At 38.2% G+C, this 23,543-nt stretch carries 20 protein-coding genes; 9 read left to right on the forward strand and 11 right to left on the reverse strand.

What is annotated here, in order from left to right; all coding sequences use genetic code 11:
• Positions 1-42: 42 nt before the first annotated feature.
• Entirely contained in the window at positions 43-957 is a 915-nt protein-coding gene (locus F3G75_RS04800) for an SPFH domain-containing protein (RefSeq protein ID WP_103600497.1), read from the forward strand.
• Complete coding sequence (locus F3G75_RS04805) at positions 954-1,346, forward strand: NfeD family protein (protein ID WP_149716754.1); 393 nt, start codon at positions 954-956, stop codon at positions 1,344-1,346. The genes F3G75_RS04800 and F3G75_RS04805 overlap by 4 nt, the downstream gene beginning before the upstream one ends.
• 22 nt (positions 1,347-1,368) lie before the next feature.
• Here F3G75_RS04805 and F3G75_RS04810 read toward each other — a convergent pair whose 3' ends face one another.
• The gene (locus F3G75_RS04810; protein WP_149716755.1) at positions 1,369-1,578 is read right to left on the reverse strand and encodes a hypothetical protein; all 210 of its coding nucleotides are present in this window, start codon (positions 1,576-1,578) and stop codon (positions 1,369-1,371) included.
• 130 nt (positions 1,579-1,708) lie between these two features.
• On the opposite strand from F3G75_RS04810, the gene F3G75_RS04815 reads away from it, so the two are divergent.
• From F3G75_RS04815 to recG, 3 genes are read left to right on the forward strand one after another with little or no spacing between them, the layout of a single operon-like run.
• The gene (locus F3G75_RS04815) at positions 1,709-2,755 is read left to right on the forward strand and encodes a dehypoxanthine futalosine cyclase (protein ID WP_149716756.1); all 1,047 of its coding nucleotides are present in this window, start codon (positions 1,709-1,711) and stop codon (positions 2,753-2,755) included.
• Positions 2,756-3,985 (forward strand): M16 family metallopeptidase, encoded by a 1,230-nt coding sequence (locus F3G75_RS04820; RefSeq protein ID WP_149716757.1) that lies wholly within the window; start codon positions 2,756-2,758, stop codon positions 3,983-3,985.
• Complete coding sequence (gene recG / locus F3G75_RS04825; RefSeq protein ID WP_149716758.1) at positions 3,975-5,792, forward strand: ATP-dependent DNA helicase RecG; 1,818 nt, start codon at positions 3,975-3,977, stop codon at positions 5,790-5,792. The genes F3G75_RS04820 and recG overlap by 11 nt, the downstream gene beginning before the upstream one ends.
• Before the next feature lie 123 nt (positions 5,793-5,915).
• On the opposite strand, the gene F3G75_RS04830 is transcribed toward recG, so the two are convergent.
• From F3G75_RS04830 to F3G75_RS04845, 4 genes are all read right to left on the reverse strand, one after another.
• Positions 5,916-6,122, reverse strand: coding sequence for an excalibur calcium-binding domain-containing protein (locus tag F3G75_RS04830; RefSeq protein ID WP_103628107.1), 207 nt, complete (start codon positions 6,120-6,122; stop codon positions 5,916-5,918).
• A gap of 81 nt (positions 6,123-6,203) precedes the next feature.
• On the reverse strand, positions 6,204-6,977 hold the full coding sequence (locus F3G75_RS04835) for an ABC transporter ATP-binding protein (RefSeq protein WP_149716759.1): 774 nt from the start codon (positions 6,975-6,977) through the stop codon (positions 6,204-6,206).
• Positions 6,977-7,984 carry a FecCD family ABC transporter permease gene (locus F3G75_RS04840; protein ID WP_149716760.1) on the reverse strand — a complete coding sequence of 336 codons (1,008 nt, stop codon included), beginning with the start codon at positions 7,982-7,984 and terminating at the stop codon, positions 6,977-6,979. The genes F3G75_RS04835 and F3G75_RS04840 overlap by 1 nt, the downstream gene beginning before the upstream one ends.
• A 3-nt stretch (positions 7,985-7,987) precedes the next feature.
• Complete coding sequence (locus F3G75_RS04845) at positions 7,988-9,043, reverse strand: ABC transporter substrate-binding protein (protein WP_149716761.1); 1,056 nt, start codon at positions 9,041-9,043, stop codon at positions 7,988-7,990.
• A gap of 217 nt (positions 9,044-9,260) precedes the next feature.
• On the opposite strand from F3G75_RS04845, the gene F3G75_RS04850 reads away from it, so the two are divergent.
• Together F3G75_RS04850 and F3G75_RS04855 are read left to right on the forward strand one after the other, a co-directional pair.
• Complete coding sequence (locus F3G75_RS04850) at positions 9,261-11,492, forward strand: nitric-oxide reductase large subunit (RefSeq protein WP_103604719.1); 2,232 nt, start codon at positions 9,261-9,263, stop codon at positions 11,490-11,492.
• Positions 11,493-11,562: 70 nt separating this feature from the next.
• Complete coding sequence (locus F3G75_RS04855; protein ID WP_103604720.1) at positions 11,563-12,105, forward strand: DUF1523 family protein; 543 nt, start codon at positions 11,563-11,565, stop codon at positions 12,103-12,105.
• A gap of 668 nt (positions 12,106-12,773) precedes the next feature.
• Here F3G75_RS04855 and hpf read toward each other — a convergent pair.
• From hpf to fliW, 6 genes are all read right to left on the reverse strand, one after another.
• Positions 12,774-13,301, reverse strand: coding sequence for a ribosome hibernation-promoting factor, HPF/YfiA family (gene hpf / locus F3G75_RS04860; protein WP_021090930.1), 528 nt, complete (start codon positions 13,299-13,301; stop codon positions 12,774-12,776).
• Positions 13,302-13,381: 80 nt separating this feature from the next.
• Positions 13,382-13,804: a hypothetical protein gene (locus F3G75_RS04865; RefSeq protein ID WP_149716762.1), complete on the reverse strand. Its 423-nt coding sequence runs from the start codon at positions 13,802-13,804 to the stop codon at positions 13,382-13,384.
• Positions 13,804-14,820 (reverse strand): type II secretion system protein, encoded by a 1,017-nt coding sequence (locus tag F3G75_RS04870; RefSeq protein ID WP_223154343.1) that lies wholly within the window; start codon positions 14,818-14,820, stop codon positions 13,804-13,806. The genes F3G75_RS04865 and F3G75_RS04870 overlap by 1 nt, the downstream gene beginning before the upstream one ends.
• Positions 14,817-15,512, reverse strand: a complete 696-nt coding sequence (locus F3G75_RS04875; protein ID WP_054196360.1) for a type II secretion system protein — start codon at positions 15,510-15,512, stop codon at positions 14,817-14,819. The genes F3G75_RS04870 and F3G75_RS04875 overlap by 4 nt, the downstream gene beginning before the upstream one ends.
• The gene (locus tag F3G75_RS04880; RefSeq protein ID WP_149716764.1) at positions 15,506-19,723 is read right to left on the reverse strand and encodes a hypothetical protein; all 4,218 of its coding nucleotides are present in this window, start codon (positions 19,721-19,723) and stop codon (positions 15,506-15,508) included. Before F3G75_RS04880 ends, F3G75_RS04875 begins: the two co-directional genes overlap by 7 nt.
• A 61-nt stretch (positions 19,724-19,784) precedes the next feature.
• Complete coding sequence (gene fliW / locus F3G75_RS04885) at positions 19,785-20,168, reverse strand: flagellar assembly protein FliW (RefSeq protein ID WP_149716765.1); 384 nt, start codon at positions 20,166-20,168, stop codon at positions 19,785-19,787.
• A 112-nt stretch (positions 20,169-20,280) separates the two neighbouring features.
• Between fliW and F3G75_RS04890 the strand changes: the two genes are divergently transcribed.
• Entirely contained in the window at positions 20,281-20,928 is a 648-nt protein-coding gene (locus F3G75_RS04890) for an outer membrane protein assembly factor BamD (protein WP_149716766.1), read from the forward strand.
• An 8-nt stretch (positions 20,929-20,936) separates the two neighbouring features.
• Entirely contained in the window at positions 20,937-23,354 is a 2,418-nt protein-coding gene (lon, locus tag F3G75_RS04895; RefSeq protein WP_149716767.1) for an endopeptidase La, read from the forward strand.
• Positions 23,355-23,543: the final 189 nt, after the last annotated feature.

Genomic DNA, 23,543 nt, shown 5'->3' on the forward strand with positions numbered 1-23,543 from the left:
AATACTTGAGAAAATAACAAATTATAAATTAAAGGAGTAAAAATGCAAATCGAAGCATTTGGCGTTTTAGTCGTAGTTCTGGTTATCTTTGCGTTCTTGTTTTTAAAGGCTGGCATCAAGATCGTCTCACAAGCTGATAATCTACTCATCGAGCGACTTGGTAAATTCCATAAAGTGCTTGACGGCGGATTTCACATAATTATCCCATTTGTCGATCAAATAAGAGCGATAATCACCGTAAAAGAGCAGCTTGTAGACATCACAAAACAGCAAGTCATCACAAAAGATAACGTTAATATAAGCGTCGATGGTATCGTCTTTTTAAAGGTCTTTGATGCAAAAATGGCGGTTTATAATGTCGATAACTACAAGCGTGCCATAGCAAATTTAGCCATGACTACGCTTCGTGGCGAGATAGGCGCGATGAATCTTGACGATACGCTAAGCTCACGTGACCGCCTAAATGCCGCACTTCAAGTGGCTCTTGGCGACGCTGCTGGCAACTGGGGCGTAAAGATCATGCGCGTAGAAATTTCTGAAATCTCTGTCCCACTTGGCATTGAAGAGGCGATGAATATGCAGATGAAAGCCGAGCGTGAAAAACGTGCGATCGAGCTAAAAGCCTTGGCTGAAAAAGAGGCTTTAATACGCAACGCCGAAGCGTTAAAACAAGAAAAAGTACTTCAAGCAGAGGCTATAGAGCGTATGGCTGATGCGAAAAAATACGAACAAATCGCTATCGCAACGGCTCAAAAAGAGGCTATGGATATGATAAATGATAGTATGAGCAAAAACGCAAATGCGGCTGAATTTTTGCTCGCTCGTGATAGAGTCGGGGCATTTAGCGAGCTAGCTAAAAACAGCTCAAAAGATAAAATTTTAGTTCCTTATGAGGCGGCCGAGCTTATTGGCTCCCTTAGCGTTTTGAAAAATTTCCTAGCTAAGGATAAGGCGTGATCAGCCCTTTTATAATGATAGCAATCGGTGTGGTTTTGTGCATCACCGAGTTTATCTTTTTTTCATTTTATTTGCTATTTTTTGGCATAGCTTTTATAGTAGTTGGAGCTATAAATTTTGGTTTTAGTTTTGCTTGGAGCTATCAAATTTTAATTACAGCAGCGATTGCGATCATGCTCCTTGTGCTTTTAAAAGCACCGTTAAAGAGTAAATTTATGTCCAGAAAAGAGAGCTTTAACGAGGAATTTTTAGACGAAGCCGGAGTTGGCGAGATCAGAGAAAATATGGTCTATTTCAAAGGCACTCTTTGGAAATACGACGGAAATTTAGCTAATGGAGAGAAAGTGACGGTTCTTGGCACCAAAGGTGACAAGGTGATATTAAAATAAAAGTGCCTTTTTGGCACTTTTATTAATGTTTATGCATCATTTGGTGGTCATGTGCATGGCCGCCATTTTGCATGCCACCGTGGTGTTCGCAACTTCCCTTATCTTTTGTCGCCATGTTTTGGTGGTGAGGGCAGCCACATTCTGCATGTGCAGCTTCGTTTGGCTTTGGCTCATTTTTGGCACAACCAACTAAAAATAGGCCGAAAATTACGGCTAAAACTATCTTTTTCATATTTACTCCTTCAAAAAGTTTCCTATTCTATCTTTTAAAAATTAAAATTTGGTAACGACATGATTTATCAGATTTAAAAGCATTTTTGGCTAAACTCTCGCCCAAAAATAAGCAAAATAAAAGGTTAAATTTGAAAAGACTTAGTGTAAATGAGGCCATCGATCTTATAGAAAATGCACCGCTTTACGAGCTTGGCAAGATGGCATTAGCTAGAAAAAAAGAGCTTCATCCAGAGGGCATCACAACCTTCATCGTAGATCGCAACATTAACTACACAAATGTCTGCTGGGTGGATTGTAAATTTTGCGCATTTTACCGCCATGCAAAAGAAGAAGACGCTTATGTACTAAGTTTTGAAGAAATTGGCAAAAAGATCGAGGAGCTAATCGCCATCGGCGGCACGCAAATTTTATTTCAAGGTGGCGTTCATCCAAAGCTAAAGATCGAGTGGTACGAGGAGCTTGTGGACTACATAAGCAAACACTATCCAAGCATCACGATACATGGTTTTTCGGCAGTTGAGATCGACTATATCGCAAGAGTTTCAAAAATTTCCACAGAAGAGGTGCTAAGACGCCTAAACGAAAAGGGCCTATACTCGATGCCAGGTGCTGGAGCGGAAATTTTAAGCGACCGCGTTCGTGACATCATCGCCCCAAAAAAATGCGACACCGCAGACTGGCTTCGTATACACAAAGAGGCGCACGAGCTTGGCATGAAAACGACTGCGACGATGATGTTTGGCACAGTTGAGAGCACTCGTGAGATCGTGGAGCACTGGGAGCATATCAGAAATTTACAAGATGAAACGGCTGGGTTTAGGGCGTTTATACTTTGGAGTTTTCAGGGGCTAAATACAAAGCTCATGCAAGAATTTCCAGAGATCAAAAAGCAAAGCTCAAACGTATATCTAAGGCTTCTTGCCGTCTCAAGGCTCTTTTTGGATAACTTTAAAAATATCCAAAGCAGCTGGGTCACGCAGGGCAGCTACGTAGGACAACTAGCGCTTCTTTTTGGCGCAAACGACCTTGGTAGCACAATGATGGAAGAAAATGTCGTAAAGGCCGCAGGGGCAAGCTTTAGAATGAATCAAGACCAGATGATCGAGCTTATAAAAGATGTCGGAGAAATTCCAGCTAAGCGCAACACAAACTATGATATTTTGGAGAAATTTTAGATGAAAATTTTAGATATCAATGTAAAAAATATAAAAATTCCAGTCGTTTTTGAAAACTCAAAGGCGATGCCAGTAGTGAGCCTCAGACTTGTTTTCAAAGCAGCTGGTAGCTCTCAAAATGGCAAAAAGGCAGGCCTTGCAAGATTAAGCGCAAATTTACTAAACGAGGGCGATATAAAGCTAGGATCGGCTAAATTTGCCAAAGAGCTTGAGGTAAGGGCGATTAGTCTAAATGCAAGCTGTGGCTTTGAGACATTTTGCATCGATCTAAACTGCCTAAAAGAGCATTTTACCTTTGCGTGCGGCAAGCTAAAAGAGCTCCTACTCGCTCCAAATTTGACAGATGAGATCCTAAATAGGTGCAAAACCGTCACACTTGGCGAGATCGCAGCAAATGAAAACGACTTTGACTACGTGACAAGGCAGGGGCTCTTTGAGCTTTTGTATCCAAAAAGCGTGCTTGCCCAGCCAAGTATCGGCACGAAAAAGAGCATTAAAGCTATAACGCTTGAAGATGTGAGAAAATTTTTAAACGAGCACTTAGACCTTTCAAATTTGCTTTGCGTGCTAGGCGGCGACATCGATGAGAAGCAGACAAAAGAGCTTGCTAGCGTTTTAGAAATTTTAAAACCTGGTAAGGTGCGAAAGCTAGAGCGCTTTAGCCCAAGTGACAAGTGCGAAACCAGCGAGATCATCAGGCAAAGCGAGCAGGCATACATCTACTTTGGCGCGCCATTTAACGTAAAGCCTGAGGAAAAATACAAAGCTGCAGTGGCGACATTTATCCTGGGCGAGGGTGGCTTTGGCTCGAGGCTCATGGAGGAGATCCGCGTAAAAAGAGGGCTTGCTTATAGCGCTTATGCTAGAAATTTGTTAAATCTCTCTTATAGCCAGCTCTACGGCTACATGCAGACAAAAAATGAGAAAAAAGATGAGGCGATTACTGTTATAAAAGAGGAGATTTTAAAATTTAGTAAAAAAGGCGTTAGCAAGGCCGAGCTTGAGCAGGCGAAGAAATTTTTACTTGGTTCGTTACCGCTTAGGCTAGAGACGCTATTTAAACGCCTTGATATCGCGCAAGGCGAGTTTTATGAGCATGGCGAGCTTGGGGCATTTTTAAAGGATCTGGATAAAATTTCAGCCCTTTCGCTAAGTGAGCTAAATAGCTTTATAAAAGCCCACGCAGAGATAAACGAGCTAAGTTTTTGCGTCCTAAAAAATGAAATTTGAAGCAAGCGACAGGGCAAAACTTCTAAAAATAGGCGTGCTTAGCCTGCTTGACCTTGCTCTTGTGCTACCAAAGGGCTTTGAGGATACGACGATCGCTAAGAGCCCAAGAGAAGGGCAGGTCTGCATAAATATAAAGATCACTTCGCTCGCCTCGCGCCCTGGCATGCTAACAGCGCTTGCCTTTTGCGAGCAGTGGCAAAGTAGCGTAAAGATCGTCATTTTTAACGCAAAGTCTTGGCACTACGGCGCTTTTAAGGTTGGCAAAGAGATGGCGATATATGGGCTTTGCTCCTACGCCTTTGGCTCGTGGCAGATCGTAAATCCAAAAATCACCACAAAAATAGGCCAGATCGTGCCTAAATTTAAGACTGAGCTAAAAGATGAAGAAGTCAAAAAACTTGTTTTAAAATATATAAATTTACAAAATTTATTAGCTGAGGGTTTACATGAGCGAGAGGCTAAATTTCTAGCCAACTTACAAAGGCTAGATGAGCAAAGCGTACAAATTTTATGCCACCTGAAAAATGACAATGAGGGTGCGTACATTTTAAAATTTGTGGAAATTTTTAACTACATAAAAAAGCTAAGTGCGAAAAAAACCTACTTTAAAAGCCCAAAAATCAAGCTTTTTGATATAAGCTCTTGGCTTAAAAGCTTGCCATTTACGCCGACAAACGACCAGCTAAACGCGATAAATGATATAAGAGATGACCTTAGCGCCGTGCAGGCAAAAAGGCGCGTTATAATGGGCGACGTGGGAAGTGGCAAGACGCTTGTTATCCTAGCAGCTGCGCTTAGCGTCTATCCGCAAAGTGCCATTTTGATGGCGCCAACAAGCATCTTAAGCGAGCAAATTTATAACGAAGCAAAGAGACTGCTGCCGCCTTTTATGAACGTGATGCTGGTGCGAAGCGGGGAGAAAAAGATAGACTTTGGTGGGGCAAATTTGATTATTGGCACGCATGCGCTGCTTTTTCATGAGCTACCTAACTCGCCGCTAGTCATGGTCGATGAGCAGCACCGCTTTGGCTCAAATCAGCGAAAAAAGATAGAGGAGCTGGCCTCAAACGAGGATGAGCGAGCAAATTTTGTGCAGTTTTCGGCTACACCGATACCAAGGACGCTAAGTTTAATCCAGTCTGAGATCGTAAATTTTAGTTTTTTAAAGCAGATGCCGTTTAAGAAAAATATAACGAGCCAAATTTTAGGCGCTAGCGAGTTTGGCTTTTTGCTAACTCACATAAAAAAGCAGCTTGAAGGTGGCTTTCAAATAGCCATCATCTATCCGTTAGTTGAGAGCAGTGAGAGCTCAAACTATCAAAGCCTAAATGAGGCACAGGGCTTTTGGCTAAAGAATTTCAAAAATGTCTTCGTCACACATGGCAAGGATAAAGAGAAAGAGGAAATTTTAAGGCGGTTTAGAGAAGAGGGCGAAATTTTGCTCTCAACTACCGTTGTTGAGGTCGGGATTTCACTGCCAAGGCTAACTACTATCGTCATTGTTGGTGCTGAGCGGCTAGGCCTTGCCACGCTTCATCAGCTGCGCGGCAGAGTAGGGCGAAACGGCGGCGATGGATACTGCTTTTTATTTACCAAGCTAAAAGAGGCGCCAGCTAGACTAAAAGAATTTTGCGCGACAAATGACGGCTTTAAGGTGGCCGAGCTTGATCTTAAAAACCGCCAAAGCGGCGATATACTAAATGGCTTTTTTCAGCACGGAGCGACCTTCAACTTCTATGACTACGAGGATGATATCACGCAGGCTGCAAAGGCTAGAGTAGCGGCACTTGCTAAAAATAATACCTAGTTGCTTTTAGCTTAATCTAAATTTTTGATTTTCTTTTACCGGCTCTTTTGGATTGTTTAAATTTTTTATAATTTATCGAATTTGAAGTGAGTGGCAAGGCTAAGCTTTTTAAAATTTATAAAATTATTTTTCTACTCTTCGCTCTTTGCATACATTCTCGCATGGTATGCCGTCACGATCACGATCAAACCCACTGCGTCCGCATTTTCTTAGATAGTGATATGCTTCTTCGCAACTTTTCATCTCTTTGCAGTAGCGTTTAGAACAGTCAAATTTATCCGCCGCATTTGCTATCAATGCAAAAAATAAAATCAAAACTACTTTTTTCATTTTTACTCCAAAGGCAGTATTAAATAAGAAAAATAATACAAAAAGCGCCCTTAAAAGAATTTCTCTTTTGAGAGTATAAATTTAAAGAGGATATGTTAAACAACACTCTCTTTGTACTTTGTCGATGTAGCTGACATTTAGATCGAGTCCATAAAGTTTACTTAAATTTTCACTTTTAATAATCTCGCTGACTGAGCCAAACTCAACATTTCCATCACCTTTTACAAGTGCGACATATCCACCAAGAAGCACGGCAAAATCAGGGTTGTGAGTGGTTAGCACGACTGAGTAGCCAAGCTCTTTTAGCCACTTGAGTGTGCGTAAAAATTTATACTGGTTGCCGTAATCAAGCGCGCTCGTTGGCTCGTCAAATATGATCATCTTTGGTTGCGCAGCCATTGCACGAGCGATCATACACATCTGCTTTTGACCGCCACTCATTTGAGTGATAAATTTCTCTTCAAGGTGCTCGATCTCAAGCTTTTTGGTGTAAATTTTAGCGATTTCTTCGTCCTCTTTGCTAGGTCTTGCAAAGATGCCAAGGTGTGCCGCGCGTCCCATCGTGATGAACTCAAGTCCGGTGTATTCATACTCGGTAACCTCGCTTTGAGCCACATATGCCATTATTTTTGCTCGGTCTTTATTACTTAGGCTCTCTACGTTTTTGCCATCGAGAAAAATTTCTCCAGATACTGGCTTTAGTGAGCCACTTATCAGCCCAAGGGTTGTTGATTTACCAGCTCCGTTTCGCCCAAGTATGGTTAAAATTTCACCTGCACCTATCTTTAAATTTACATTTTCTAGTTTGCCAGCCCCATTTGGGTAGCTAAAGTTTAAATTTCTAACTTCAAGCATCACGCAACCTTTTTATTTCGCCATAAAACCCAGACGAAAAATACCGTGCCGATAAAGCCAGTAAGTACGCCAAGAGGCACTTCGCTCACGCTTATGCTACGAGCCAAGGTGTCCACAAATAGCAAAAATATCGCACCCATAAATATGCTTGCTGGCATGCTTTTTATGTTATTTGCACCAACTAGCATGCGCGCTAGGTGTGGCATGAGGAGCCCTACCCAAGCGACTATTCCGCTTATGCAGACGCTGCATGCTGTAAGAAGCGTAGCGCAGATAATGACAATAGCGCGTTCAAAAGCTACGTTTACGCCAAGTCTAGCTGCGCTTTCATCGCCAAGAGATAGCAAATTTATACGCCAGCTCATGGCTATTAGCAAAATGGCGCAGATGATCATCACTGGAGCTACGTATATTAAGTTATCGCTATCAAGCTTAGCAAGGCTACCAAGCTGCCAATAAACAATGTCAGGTAGCTTTGTTTCAGGATCAGCGACATATTTTAAAAAGCCGATTATTGAGCCCATTAGGCCACTTACGATGATACCAGAAAGAACTAGCATAAGCGTGCTCGTGCGCCCCATCATCTTTGGTATGGCTAGAGTGATAGCAACAGCTGCTAGGCCAAAGCCAAATGCAAAAGCCTGCACCCAAAATAGCGATAGATCAAAGATGATAGCAGTTGCTGCTCCCACGCAGGCACCTGCAGAAACACCAAGTAGATCTGGGCTTACTAGCTGGTTTTTAAAGACGCCTTGATAGGCAGCACCGCTCACGCTAAGAGCGGCTCCAACAAGGATAGCTGCAATGATACGAGGGATGCGTAAATTTTCGATCACATTTGTGATGTTGCTAGCTGCGCCATCGCCAAAGCCAAAGCCGTGAGCAAGCACGTTAAAGACATCGCTAAATGGTATGTAAAATCTACCAATACCAAGGGCTACAAAGGCGCAAACAATGGTGAGCAGGGCTAAAAATATAGCAACTAATGAAAAATTTGCGTTTTTCATATATTATTTGCTGCTGCCGTCAGGGTTTAGACCTTTTAGCATGTAGCCATACTCGGTGTCGCTAAGCTCGTGGCCTAAGAACTCTTTGTAAAACTCTTTTGTTTTTGCTTTCATGTCTAGGTCTTTAAAAAGGTCAGGCTGGATAGTTTTTGCCGCCCATAAAATTTGAAGCACGCTCTCAGCGCCATATCTATCCCAAGCAAATACACCTTTTGGGTTGCCATAAATTTTGCCGTTTTTCACAGCATTTGAGCCTGAAAATGCAGGGTGCTCTTTAACATTTTTAATTAAAGAGTCTGTGTCATTGCCGCCAACGATGATGATATCTGGGTTTGCATTGATGATCTCTTCAGCTGTTAGCTCGATCATAGATCCCTCTTTTGATACTGCGTTTTTACCGCCAGCTAAATTTATCCAAGTGTTTTGAATAGTATTTGTACCATCAACTTTTAATAAATTTGCGCCACCAAGAAGGTGAAGTACTTTTGGACGCTTGTCAGCTGGGATATTTTTTGTTTTGGCTTCTACAAATTTTGAGTTCTCATGGATCTTGTTTGAAAGCTTTTCAGCCAAAGCTCTAGCCTTGTCAGTGCCGATAACTTCAGCTGTTGCGTAGATACTCTTCTCCATATCTGGGTAGTCTCTATATATCATATTTACCGCACTAAAGCCATTTTTAGTAAGCTCTTCTTGGTAATTTTTGCTAGAAACTATGACAACATCAGGTGCTAGCTTAACTAGCTCTTCTACTTGAATATCTTTGCCATTTAGCGCAGCTGGTAGGTCTTTTACCTTTGGATAGACAAGGGCAAACCATTTGTTCTTCTTGATAAGATCTGTCGTTGTGACTACTTTATCCATACCACCAAGTGCTAGGATGATCTCGTTGTTTGCATGCCAAAGCGCAGCGATCTTTTCTACCTTTTCAGGTACGCTTACTTTGACACCTTGCATATCAGTGATGCTTCTTGCAGACTCAGCTGCGTTTAGGCTAAGAGCCATAAATAATGAAGCAACAAGGCTAAATTTGGTTACTTTATGCATAAAATTTGTTTGCATATTTTTTCCTTTATTTTTGAAGTATAAACATATATGTTAATAATATTTATATTAATTCTATGTAAATTTTGCATATACATTATGAAGAATTTGCATATATTGTAAATTCTTATAAAACTAATGGGATAAATTCTCTCCTCTTATTGACATATGTCATTATTTGTTTTTTTAAAATGAGATAAACTTCGCCTTAAAATTTTTAAAAAAAGGAGAATCAATGCGTGAATACAAAAAGTATTGGCTAGCACTTGTTGCAGTACTAGTAATTTGCTTTAGTATTTTAGGCTACTACGGCGTTGAAGTTTATAGAAGCTCGCCACCAGTTGTAAATTTTACAGATGAGAATGGCAATGTCGTGATCGACAAAGAGAGCATCTATAAAGGTCAAGAGGCCTGGCAAAGCATAGGAGGTATGCAAGTTGGCTCTGTTTGGGGACACGGCGCATATCAAGCACCTGATTGGAGTGCGGACTGGCTTCACAAAGAGTTAGTTATATTTTTAGAGTTAAAAGCAGATGAAATTTATCACTCAAAATATGCTGACTTAAATGATGAGCAAAAGGCAAATCTAAAAGTTCTACTTAAAAAAGAGTACCGAGAAAATGGCGTAAAAGACGATAAGATCGTACTTAGCAGCGATAGATTAAAGGCTATGAAACAAGTAAGCCAAGAGTATTCATCACTTTTTGGAAATGATCCTAAGTTTAAATCTTTAAGAGAAGCTTATGCGATGAAAGAAAATACTCTTCCAAATGCTTCTGATAGAGATGATCTTAATAACTTTTTCTTCTGGTCAGCCTGGGCAACCGCAGCAAACAGACCTAACAGCGATGCTACATACACAAACAACTGGCCACATGAGCCACTAATTGATAATGTACCAACAAGCGAAAATATCTTTTGGTCAATCGCAAGCGTTGTAATACTTATTGCTGGTATTGGATTTCTTGTTTGGTTTAGCTCTTTTTATGGTAAAAAAGATGATGAAAAGTTGGAAGCTATTAGCGAAGATCCACTTAGTAAATTAAGCCTAACTCCATCTCAAAAAGCTCTTAAAAAATATCTTTTTGTGACTTTAGCTCTTTTTGCATTCCAAATTTTAATAGGCGGCTTTACAGCTCACTATACAGTCGAAGGACAAGAATTTTACGGTATAAATTTATCAGCTTATATTCCTTATTCACTTGCTAGAACATGGCACATTCAGGCTAGTATCTTCTGGATTGCGACAGGATTTTTAGCAGGCGGTCTTTTCCTAGCACCTATTATAAATGGCGGTAAAGATCCAAAATTCCAAAAGCTTGGCGTAGATTTGCTATTTTACGCACTACTAATCCTTGTAGTTGGCAGTTTTGCTGGCGAGTATTTAGCGATCGCAAATATTATGCCTATAAATTTAAGCTTCTGGTTTGGACACCAAGGATATGAATATATCGAGCTTGGACGTGTTTGGCAAATTATTTTATTTGTTGGCCTTGTCATTTGGATGCTACTTTTACTTCGCGGATTTATCGGCGGATTTAAGAACAAAGGTGACAAAAATTTACTTGCTATCTTTGCAGCTTCAGCAGTTGCAGTTGGATTATTTTACGGAGCAGGATTATTTTATGGCCAAAGAAGTCCACTTCCAGTGATGGAATACTGGCGCTGGTGGGTTGTACACCTTTGGGTTGAAGGCTTTTTTGAGGTATTTGCTACCGCTTCACTTGCTTTTGTATTTGTTAGTCTTGGTCTTGTTTCAAAGAGATTTGCTACGTTTTCAACACTTGCGAGCGCATCACTTTTTTTAGTGGGCGGAATTCCAGGAACTTTCCACCACTTATATTTTGCAGGCACTACAACACCTATAATGGCAGTTGGTGCTAGCTTCTCAGCACTTGAGGTAGTTCCTCTTGTATTGCTTGGCGCCGAAGCTTATGAGCACTATAGACTTCAGTTTGCTCAAACTTGGGCTAAGACATTAAAATGGCCACTTTACTGCTTTATAGCAGTTGCTTTCTGGAATATGCTAGGTGCTGGTGTATTTGGATTTTTAATCAATCCTCCAATTTCACTATTTTATATCCAAGGCCTAAATACGACTCCAGTTCACGGACATGCTGCACTATTTGGTGTTTATGGATTTTTGGCACTTGGATTTGTTTGGCTAGTAGCTACTTATCTATTCAAAGGTCAAGAATTTGATGAAAAACTTATGAAAGTAGGTTTTTGGGGCCTAAATATAGGTCTTATGCTAATGATCGTACTTTCGTTGCTTCCAATAGGAATTTATCAAGCATTTGCGAGCCTAGAGCATGGTATGTGGTATGCAAGAAGCGCTGAGCTTTTACAACAATCACACTTGCAAAATTTAAGATGGGTAAGAATGATTGGCGATACGATTTTAATAATCGGTGGAATCAGCTTCTTTGCGCAACTTCTAAAATTCATGCTTAATAAAAAAGCTTAAAACTAAAGGGGTATTTTGCCCCTTTATTAAGCTATCTTTTCATAAAATAACGCAAATTTAAAGGAAAGAAATGATTACATTTTTTAAAAGAATTTGCGTTATTTTTATCGTACTCTTACACTCTTTTTTAGCTCTTGTAGTTGATTATTCATTTCCACACTATGCAAATGTGCAAATCACAGGTGGCGATGTCAAACGTATGGACAAAGATGGTATCATTGATGCTAAAAATCCAGCTGATGGCCCTACTAGAGATGTTTATTTTGTCTACACTAAAGATTCTAATAATTCAAATAAAGTCATGGCTTATAGAAATGAAGATACTGCATGGGGATTTCCGTTTTATTTTAAATTTAACTCAGCTGATGTACAAGCCAAAGCTCAAGGCTTTGCAAATAGCGATAAAAACGTAACTGTAAAATATTATGGATATAGAATTTCTATGCTTCAAGAGTTTAGAAATGTCATCTCACTAAAAGAGAGCGGTACTGATACTAGTTGGCCGGTAGCTAGCTATGTATTTTACTTTATCTTATTTATCTCGCTAATCATTTGGATAAGAAAGATAAATAAGGCCTTTAGACCAAAAACTAGTGAAAATTTAGAGAAATAGATAGTATTTGTTTTAGTTATTTGATATTTTAAAAATCAAAAAGAGAGCTTTATCTCTCTTTTATCTTTAAAAATTTCTAGTACTATCAAACATTTTTAGCTCGTTTGCTCTGCTATATTATTTACCACATTCATCTACGTTTTTCCAGCTTGTAAAGTAAAATTCCACATCCAGATGCTTAAAATTATTTTTAAGAAAATCGCCCACTTTTTTTATGGCATGTAATTCTTTGCCTTGCCATTCATCAGTTGTAACCTAGTTTATGTCGTCTTGTATCTAGATCTATCTTATGTAGGGATATCTATTCTATAAAATTTTAGGCACTTTTTGATTTTAAAGCACTCTTTCATTATGTTTGGACGTTGAGTTAAAAACCAAAATTGATAATTTGATAAGGTTTTTATAACTCTGATAATCTAATCAACAAAGCTAAATAAAAATTACTCATAAAATTTATAAAAATATAGTTGGCTTTTAAGGCTTAAAGGTTTGCTTAAATACTTGGGTAAAATTTTAAATTTAAAGTTATCTTGATAGAGCTTAACACCTTTTTGAAAATTTAAAGCCATTTGCTAGCGTATCAGTTTTTATAACAGGACTTTTTAGATTTCAGAAAGAAAATTTATAGTGAGTTAGCATAAATTTTAGGGGCAAAGCTGCCCCTAATTTTAGTAAAGACCGAAAGTTCCGTCTGTTCTTTTATAGATCACACGCATTTTTGCGTCAACATCGTTAAATACGTAAAATTGTTTATCACTTGATTTTAGTTTCTCAAGTGCTTCTTCAACTTCAAGTGGTTTATAAATTTCAAGTTCCATAGGCACGATCTCTTCAACACCTTCGATCTTTTCTTCACCTATTCTTGAGCGAAATTCTTTATCGTCAGCCTTGCCTTTAACAGTAAATTTCTTATCATGCTCTCTTCTTAAAACTTTTGATGCTTTTTCGATAGCAAGATCGATCGCAGCGTAAAGATCTTTATCTTTTTGGCGAACGACTATCGTATCTTTATGGGCCATATTTAGAGAAAATTCTGCATTAAAGCCTTTTTTTCCTTGTTTTTCATCGGCTGCTACAACACATCTTGCTGAGATGATGTCGAGATTGTATTTGCCAAGCGTATCAAAAGCGTCTTGGATATAGTTTTTGATTGGCTCTGTTAGCTCAAATTGTTTTCCTACAATGCTTATGTTCATCGTAATCTCCTTTATAGAAAGTAAGATGATTATAACACGCTAAAACTAAAAACAAATTAAACTAAAATCTTTATAAAATTTTAAAGTTTCTGAAGAGTTCGTTTGTGAAAATTTATAGGATTTGGCGTTTTTTTATCTTTTGATATTACAAAAACATCAAAGATCATGTTGCCAGTACTTGCGACTCCGTTTGTTCCTGGCATGATGGTCGGTGGAGTGCATATACCGATATCGCCAAAGTAAGTTATTTTTACTTTAAAGTCGAACATATCGTTAAATTCTCCATTTACTTTATCTAAGCATTTGTTTGAGAAATCAGTTCTAAAAATTTCAAACATCGCATACTCTGCTGCTGCTTGAGCAACGAGCTGTGCTTGCTCTCTTAGATAAATTTCACTGCTTTGTCTAGCTGATGTGCTAGCTATCGAAAGAGCAAGAGTGCTGATAGAGGCTGCTACAACTAGAAAAAATATCGCTGCTATTAACGTAAATCCTTTTCTCATTAATAAACCGCCTTTGACTTGCAAATGGTTATTTCTGATTTTTCTGCTTTAAGGCAGAGCTTTAGCGCGATGACACCATTTTTTTCCGTGAAGACAAATCTTGTTACATGTTTAGCTAGTGTTGCACTTTCGGCTTTGATATCCTTTGTAGATGTTGAGCTAAATTTTTTAAAGCCTTCGTTTAGCCATGGCCTATAGTTGTAGTAAATTTTAAGGTCAAAAGAGCCGTTTTGTACATCCTCGGCACTTTGCTCAGCTGGTGCTATGGCAATGGCTGTGTAAGCTAGCTTATACTGCTCTGAAATTTTTTTATTTTTAAAATCACTTGAAATTTTAAGCGTGTCGATTGATTGTATGCCTACTTTTGCGATATCTAAGTGCCTTTGGTCTAAATTTTCTTGATAGCCAAAGCTGCTACCAACTCTATAAAGTATGCTAGAAAATATCGCTACTAAACCGCCATTTTCATTATCGGCGTTTATACACCTAGAGCCGCTATTTGCATCTTCTTCATCACTATCATTTTCGCAGGTCAAGTCCATTACACCATTTTTAAAAGCGTCATTAAATTTGCTTCCAGGGCTTTTTAATCCATTTGCAACAGAGCTATTTGCAAGATCTACATATCCGCTATATATGCCTTCTTCGATGATAGGATCCCCGTTAGTATCATCTCCTTTATATTCGTTTATACCATCAAATAGCTCATAAGCAGCTGGGATAAATTCTAAAATTTCAAAGTCACTACTTAAATTTACACCACTATCATTTAGAGCTAGGTAATCTCCATTTTTTTTTCTAGCGATAACGCTTTGTTTGATTCTGTGGCTAAGTAGCATTGAAATTTGCTCTAGAGCGATTTCGCTTTGTGTTTCTAGTTCGTTTATTACTTTGCTTTGAAAATAGTTTTGATATAAATTCATAAGCGTGTTAAAGCTCATAAGTGAGATAACACCAAGTACGGTGATGACTATTATTAGCTCAATTAATGTAAAAGCTTTTTTTGTTTTTTTCATTTCCATTCTTTTACACTTAGAGTGCTACTTTCACCTATGTTAAAGGCATATCCATAAAGTACGCTTTTGCTCTCTTTTGTAGTTTTCATAGTCGTATCTAGCTTTATCTGTAAAACGTCACTATCGTTTAAAGGAGTGCTAACTACAAATTTATCAGCTCCATTTGTTATGGTTGGAGTCGTTTCTGTATCTATGATAAAGTCACGTTTAGTGGTGCTAGCGGTTGGTGAGATGGATTTTTGAGTATTGAAATTTTTGATAGACTTTACTTTAAAATTTACGCTTTTGATTGATTCTGGAAGCTTTGAATCACTAGGTCTTGTGGCACATGCAGATGAATTTTGCACCGGATACGCAAGTATCCTATGTCCTTCACCTTTTACACCGCTTTTTTCATAAAAATCTGGATTTGCCCCTTGGTCGCAGATAATAAGAGGAAAAATTATAGCCTCTTGAGTGGTTATAGATGATGGCATGGTATTTTTACCGGCTATTAAGACTTGATCACTAAATGGTGCTTTTAATATTAATGACATATAAGTTTTAGCATTCATTAGTCCTTCTTGCATTAAGGATTGCTCGCTTAAATTTGAAGTAGTTCTTACTGCTAGTGGCAAGCTTGCACTTACTATGGCTACTACAAGCACTGACAAGATAAGCTCTATCAATGAAAAGCCACCTCTTTTTACCACTCTATTCTCCTGTTTGTCTTATCGCTTATATCTAGGTTACTATCACTATTAGATTTTACTCCTATAAAACCTCCAACTGCGCCGCTTGTCTTATCTTCTATGTTATTGCTCTTTAGGACTTTACCAGCCCATTCGCCATTTGGTACTAGAAAATTTAGATTAAAATTATTTGTTTCGGTTTTCTCATCAAATTCACTATAAAGAAGCCAGCTAGGTGCTCTCATTTTAGCCACATCGGTAACTGCCGAAGGGTTTCTTATAAAAATTATCTGCTCGCCATTGCTTATGCTACTTACATCATTTCTTAAAACAGTGCCGCTGTAAGTATTTGTAAAGCTAAAGTCATGATAGTTAAGTACTCCTGCGCTGTGTTTTGGATTGGTAGCCCAAAATGGTGCTGCTGGAAAGTCTTGCCACAGTTTGCCATTATCTTTCATATAGATATTTTTATTGCATCCATCGCAGTAGGCACCATAATAAATTTTGGCATAAAAGCCACTATAAAGCCCTTCATAAAATGGTGCATAAACCCTACCAAAGTAAAATTTTGCCGTTGTTTCTGTTGCTGGTTTTTCATATTTTTTTACTGTATCGGTACTATCTGACATGCCGCTAAAGCTAAAATCATTACTTGAAATAGTAAAAGGATTTTTAGCATGATTTACTTTTCTTTCAAAATTAAAATATACTTCACCTTTGCCTACGCCATTTACAAAAGTATTTTTCTCTACATAAAATGTTGATTTTGTAGCACTTGGATCTATTGCTTTTCTAGTATTTGAGCCAGGAATTTCAAAAAATAAAATTTCTTCATTTGCTTTTGGTAATGTGCCGGCATTGCCATCGTTATCTGTAAAATTTAAAGGAACTCTGTCTAGCTTTATATCAAAGTTCATATTTTTTGCATAGCAATCTTCATTATAAAGTTTTGCTGGGTCATCGTTAAACAACCTAGCAGTTACTTCAAAGTCAAGCTTTGCTTTTTGTATGCCTTCATTATCAAGGTATGTTATATCGTTATCTTTTGTTATCTTTAACTTGCTTATTTGTATATCTTTTGGCCTAAATAAATAATCTCTATTGCCTTCTAGCTTTATACTACATCCGATCCTTCCTTCTTGAGCAGTGTCTTGTGATGGATCGTTGCTAATTGAGTTTTTTACACAATCATCAGCTCTTGATGGTGTATGTTGATCAGTTATTGTATAGTCTTTGTCTAATACATAAAAATATGTATCACCTATATCTGAGTAAGAGAAGCCAACAGGTCCACTTGATGTGTGACGGAAAATTTTACCCAATGCTTTATTTGGATCGTTAAAATCTACGCTTAGTTTGTTCTCGCTCTCTATAATGCTAGGATCGCAAGTCGCACTATATGCTGGTACAAGTTTTATCTCTCCATTTGAGCCACTTATGTTGTTTATATATCCATTTGCTAAGCCACTATCAAGAGGTTTCATAGCTGCAAGAGCAATGTTATTATAAACTTTGCCGCCTATTAAAACATTGTTATTATTTATCGTATTCTTGTCGGTATCCCATAGCCTAAAGTGACTTGGTCTTATAGCAAAATCATCTAATTTTTCGCATTCAACCTTTGTAGTATTTGTCACTGGATCAAGATGAGAAATTCTAAATTTTACGCTTTTATAGGCTCTATCAATACTAATACCTGATAACAAAATATCAGTTACGCCATTAAATGTTATATCTTGTTCATATAAATTTGTTGGAGCACTGCAAGACTCGACCAACTCTACTTTTACATCTACTGGGGCATCTGGTACTTTTTTATTGCCATCTGTATCATAGTTTGTGATATAGACATTAAATGGCGTAGAAACGATTTTAGTTAGAAGTCTATTTTTAAATTTAGTTTTAAAAGCCGCTGAGCCATCGTCTTGTCTATTGCTTACGACGAAATTATTTGGACTGGCACTAACGCCTAAAGTAATGTTGTAATTTTGATTGCTACATCTTCTTATGTATGTGTCATAGGGCTGTAAATTTATATCAGCATTTGCAACTGTGGCTTTGTAGCTATTTGGCTCAAATTTAGACTTAAGGGTGGTTTCATATATGGCATAAGCGTAGTTGCCTTGATGAATTAGCATTTCTCCACCCTTATTTGCAGCCGCACCTTGTCCTAAATAAAAAGTTAAGTCATTTCCGCTTAATTGCTGCAAGCCTGTGTTGTCGTTATAGTGTACCTGTCCTGACATAGTAAGCAGATCACTAGGCCCTTGTGATGCTTTATCTGCGTATATGTAAGTTGAGTTTGGATTATAAATTTGACTTGGATCTATTGTAGCTTTTAGAGCAAAGTCTTGGGCAGCTTCATTAGTATTGTTTGTAACTTCAACGAAAGTTTTTAAAATAGTATTTGCTGGCACTACCGTTGGAGTATTTTCTTGCACCTTTGTAAAAGTACTATCGCTAGGTTTTTTCGCATAAATATATTCCATATAACAAACATCTGGCTTATATATACGAGTAGAAAAGCCAACTAGAGCTAAATTTATACGGTCAGCACTTACAACATTAGCACCGCCTGAATTTTTAATCGTTGTAACTGTAAATTTTATATCCGCTTCTTTTTGAGCATATGACATTTTGTCCGATATATCAAATATATCCAAGTCTGCTTGGGAGTGAAATTTTTTACCTGGATTTATAAGTTGTCCAAATTTTGTCATAGTTGAGTTAAATTGATCACCTTTTGCATTGTATTTGCTGGTTATGCTCAGATAGCTACCTTCGTTTTCTATTTCAATATTCTCACCTTTTGTTTCTGGCTTTCCGCCAAAAGAAAACATTGTAAGCGTAGCATTTATATCGCCTGCTTTTGGTGTATAGATATTTTCAAATTTTACATCTACGGTTGAGCTCTTTACAGTACCAAACGGATCGCTTGACTTCATCCAGTCTGCTGCAAGTCTTTCTAATCCATCAAATATACTAACAAGCTTTGGCTCTATATTGTTTGCTGCAGCGGTTTTATCATCAAAGTCATAAATGATGACTAAACTCCAAGCCGCAAATTGTGGTGCAATGGATTGTATCCAGTAGCCATTTTGCCCTTGAACTGGTGAGAATAGTAGCGTGCCGTATGTTTTTTTTAATTTTCTATTAGTGGAATTGTTTACCTTATATATGCCATCATTTGGGTCTATAAATTCATCACTAAAGGGAATCGTAGTTGATCTGATATTACCAGCATAAAATGTCCTATCTGACTCACTAGTACCAAGAGAATCTCTAACTATATCTGTTACATCAGCGCTTGCTACATATTGGTAGTTTATTCCAGCCTTTACATAGTAGCTATTAGACTCGTTTTGATTGTATGATTCAAGAGTCATTGATTTTGGTTTATACTCACTAAATGAACCAAACCAAAAGACATCTTTTGGATCAGCATCTATTGTGATTGCATTTTTTCCAGGAGCTTTAAAATCAATCCTGCTATATCCTTTTATGTAATTTAAGGCGCTTACATATAAATTTGACCCAAGATTTTTTATTGCCCAGTTTTGATAAAGAGAACCACCCCAGTAAAGTCTGGCATAGACCACATTTTTACCTTTTAAATTATTTTGTATAAAGGTATTTTTCTCACTAAAATCAAATGTGGAAGAGGATGAATTTTGACAATAAGGATACTTGCTAGGATTATAAATATATGTTTTTTGACAAAGCGTGTAATTACTAGACGTAAAACTACCAGTATTTAAAAATAGTCTATCGGCGGTAGATGATGTTTTTGTTACGTTAGATGGATCTGGAACAAAATTATATCCAGTGTATTGTGGAATCATAATAGTAGCACCAATGGTAGCTATATCACCATTTACTCTGGTATTTAGATTGCCATTTATTGATCTTTGTCTTAAGCCTTTAGAGTGATCATCCCACATGCCTATTAATGATCGTTGATTCCATGGAGAAAATTGCTCAACGTAAATATGATAGTGATCTTGTGCTACACCTGAGACAAAGTTGTTAGTATCTATCGTCCAAGTTCTATCAGATTTTCTTATGCAATGTGGGATATTTTTAGAAGAGTTATCTTGGTACTCTTCAGCATCTATAAAGCAAGAATAGTTTGCTCCACTACAACCAATAGATGCTGCTTCTGCTGTCGTACAAGCTCTGGGTGCACAAAAACCAAATGTGACAATAAAACAGAGTAAGTATGCTATCTTCACAACAAATCCTCTAAATAACAATAAAAAATCTTTCCTTAGATTTTCTAAAAGCTTTTAGCTACTATTTTTGTATAAAATTTTCTATCATTTCAGCTTGCCCATACTGAGGATATTTGGCAATGTCTAAAACGACTTGAGATAAGGTCATATTATCCATATTGAAAACGATAGGAGCTATAAAATTTACAGTTGATTTTTCAAGTGGGAGTGCAACAACGATAATGTTATAAATTCTAAGTTGAGAGCTTTCTTTAATCTCCATAAGATCTTCATAATAGCTTGGAATATCGAATTCGTAGCTTCTTAATGCAAAAGGATTTATCATCGTAAAAGATGTCTCATCATCTTTGCTTGCTAGCTTAACAAAAAATTTATCAAGTTCAATTAACTCCATCGTCTTAATATGCTCAAAGCCTAAAATAGGGCTTTTAACACTAAAAATCATACTAACTCCTATTTTGTAAAGTTGCCGTATTTTATCATAGTTTTAAAAAATTTATACAAAAATAATAGCAAAAAATGTAGAATACGAGGATTTAAACTTTTTAAGGAAAAGCATGAAAAGATTTTCTAAATTTCTAGCAGTTGTAGCTCTTTTGGGGCTTTTTAGTGGTTGTGCTGAAAAATATACCGAGCTTTACAATCTAACTCCTGATGAGTGGTATGCTCAGGTTATCGCTGATATAAAAGATGGTGATCTTGAAGCGGCTGATAAACACTATGTTTCAATGGCAAGCGAACACGTAGCAAGCCCGCTTTTGGAGCAAATTTTACTTATCCTTGCCCAAGCACATGCAAACGATGAAGAGTATCTAATGGCAAATCACTATCTTGACGAGTACATCAAAAGATATGGTGATAACGGCCCAAAAACAGAGTTTGCTCAGTATCTAAAGATAAAAGCAAATTTTGACTCATTCACTCAGCCAAACCGCAACCAAAAACTTATGGAAGATAGCGTAACAGAGATCGAGAAATTTCTTTATATGTATCCAAATACTGAATATAAGCCACTTATTGAGACTATGCTTATTAAATTCAAACTCGCGCTTTACTTCCTAGATATGCAAATAGCAGATCTTTATAATAGGACCGGTCGTGATGTTTCGGCTAAAATTTACGAGGAAAAGCTTGAAGAGTCACCGTTTAGAAATTCTGACCTTATCAAGCCTGATGTAGCATGGTATAGAAAACTGTTTGAATAGGAGAAATTTTGCAAATAAACGAAAATAAAGGCTTCCCAACCGAAATCCCCATTATCGTTGAGGATGAGCTATTTTTATATCCATTTATGATAACTCCGCTTTTTTTAAGCGATGATGAAAATTTAAAGGCACTTGAACTCGCCATACAAGAAGAGACTCCGATCCTTGTGGTGCCTACAAAGCCTCAGCAAGACGGTGCTAGAGACTTTGATGGTATCTATGATGCTGGTGTTATCGGCACGATAATGCGCCGTGTTCCGCTACCTGATGGACGCGTTAAGGTGCTATTTCAGGGCATTAATAAAGGTAAAATTTTAAAACAATCAGGCATAAACCCACTTCGGGCTATCGTTGATATGCTCCATGTCAAACGTCCATCTCAGGTCAAAACTGATGCGCTAATCGTTGTTTTAAGAGAAAAAGTAAGAGAGCTTTCGCAGTTTAGCCACTTTTTTCCACCAGATCTTTTAAAGACGATCGATGAGAGTGCTGAAGCGATCAGGGTTTGTGATCTAGTCTCAAGCGCACTTCGCCTAAAAAAACAGATTGCCTATAGTTTTTTTGTAGAGGAAAATTTAGAGCAACGCCTACTAAAGCTCATCGACTACGTTATCGAAGAGATCGAGGCAAATAAGCTTCAAAAAGAGATCAAAAATAAGGTCCATTCAAAGATCGATAAGACAAATAAAGAGTACTTTTTAAAAGAGCAGCTAAAGCAAATTCAAGCCGAGCTTGGAGCGGATACTAGCCGTGAAGAGGAGCTTGAGGAGTACCGCAAAAAGCTTGATGCGAAGAAGAAATTTATGGCTGAAGACGCTTATAAAGAGATCAAAAAGCAAATAGACAAGCTCTCGCGCATGCACCCAGACTCAGCTGACGCAAACACTTTGCAAAGCTACCTTGACTGGGTTTTAGAAATTCCATTTGAAAATATAGCTAAGAAAAAGTCCTCTATCACCGAGGTGAGCAAGCATTTAAATGCCGATCACTACAGCCTTGAAAAGCCAAAAGAGCGCATCGAGGAGTATTTTGCTTTGCGTGAGCTTTTGGAGCTTAGAGGCGTTGGCGAAAAGGTAAATAATGGCGCTATTTTATGCTTTGCAGGCCCTCCAGGCGTGGGCAAAACAAGCCTTGCAAACTCGATCGCAAAGGCGCTAAAGCGTGAACTAGTTAGGATCGCGCTTGGTGGACTTGAGGATGTAAACGAACTAAGAGGCCACCGCCGCACCTACATAGGCGCTATGCCAGGGCGTATCGTGCAGGGGCTCATAGAAGCCAAGCAGATGAATCCAGTAGTGGTTCTTGATGAGATCGATAAGGTTGGCAGAAGCTACAGAGGCGATCCGACCGCGGTTTTACTTGAAATTTTAGATCCTGAGCAAAATAATAAATTTAGAGACTACTACTTAAATTTCAACATCGATCTTAGTAAGATCATCTTTATCGCCACGGCAAATGATGTGAGTATGATACCAGCCGCACTTCGAGATAGGATGGAGTTTATCGAGCTTAGCTCATACACCCCACAAGAGAAATTTGAGATCGCTAAAAAATATCTCTTGCCTCAGGAGCTCAAAAAGCACGGGCTAAAACCAAGTGATGTGAACATCAGCAAAGAGGCACTTGAGCTAATCATCAGCGACTACACAAGAGAGAGTGGTGTGCGAAATTTACGCCGCAGGATCGCTGATATACTAAGAAAAGTCGCCAAAAATATCCTCACCAAAAAGAACGAAGGCAAGATCAGCGTCACGGCTAAAAATTTAAAAGAGTTTTTAGAGAAAAAGGTCTATGAGATCGAGCCAGCGGACAAGAAAGACCAGATCGGCTTGGTAAATGGCCTTGCGTGGACGAGTGTAGGTGGCGACGTGCTAAGGATAGAGGCTATCAGGATCCAGGGCAAAGGCAATATGCAGATCACTGGCCAGCTAGGCGACGTGATGAAAGAGAGCGCGCAGATCGCGTTTAGCGTGGTAAAAGTGCTAATCGATAACAAAAAACTCAAAGTACCTATGGCGATCGTGCCAAAACTAGATGACGATAAGCGTAAACTCGAAGCCAGCGATGTTTATAGGCGCTATGACCTTCACTTACACGTGCCAGAGGGCGCGGTGCCAAAAGACGGACCAAGCGCTGGCATCACGATGGCAACTGCGATCGCATCGATATTAACCGATACAAAGGTAAGACACGACATAGCAATGACTGGTGAGATCACGCTAACTGGTAGAGTGCTACCGATCGGTGGTCTAAAAGAGAAGCTCATTGCTGCTCACAAAGCCGGTATCAAAACAGCTCTGATACCTCGTAAAAACTACGACCGCGATCTTGTAGATATACCAGCTGAAGTAAAGGGTGATATGAAGATCATTGCCGTAGATACGATAGAGGATGTTTTGAAAAACGCTCTTGTAGCTAAAAAATAATTTTTCTCTAGTCCTAAGTAAGATTAGGGCTAGAGAAATTTATAAATTTTGACGATTCTAAAATCCAAACAAAAAGCCATATAACGCATAAAAGCAATTAATAATTTAAACATTATAAGCACATGCAGCACACTAGAGAAAAACAAATTTTAAAATTTATGAGCGAGCATATCACGCTTCGATTTCAGT

The organism is Campylobacter concisus (genome assembly GCF_902460705.1).
Lineage (GTDB): Bacteria > Campylobacterota > Campylobacteria > Campylobacterales > Campylobacteraceae > Campylobacter_A > Campylobacter_A concisus_Z.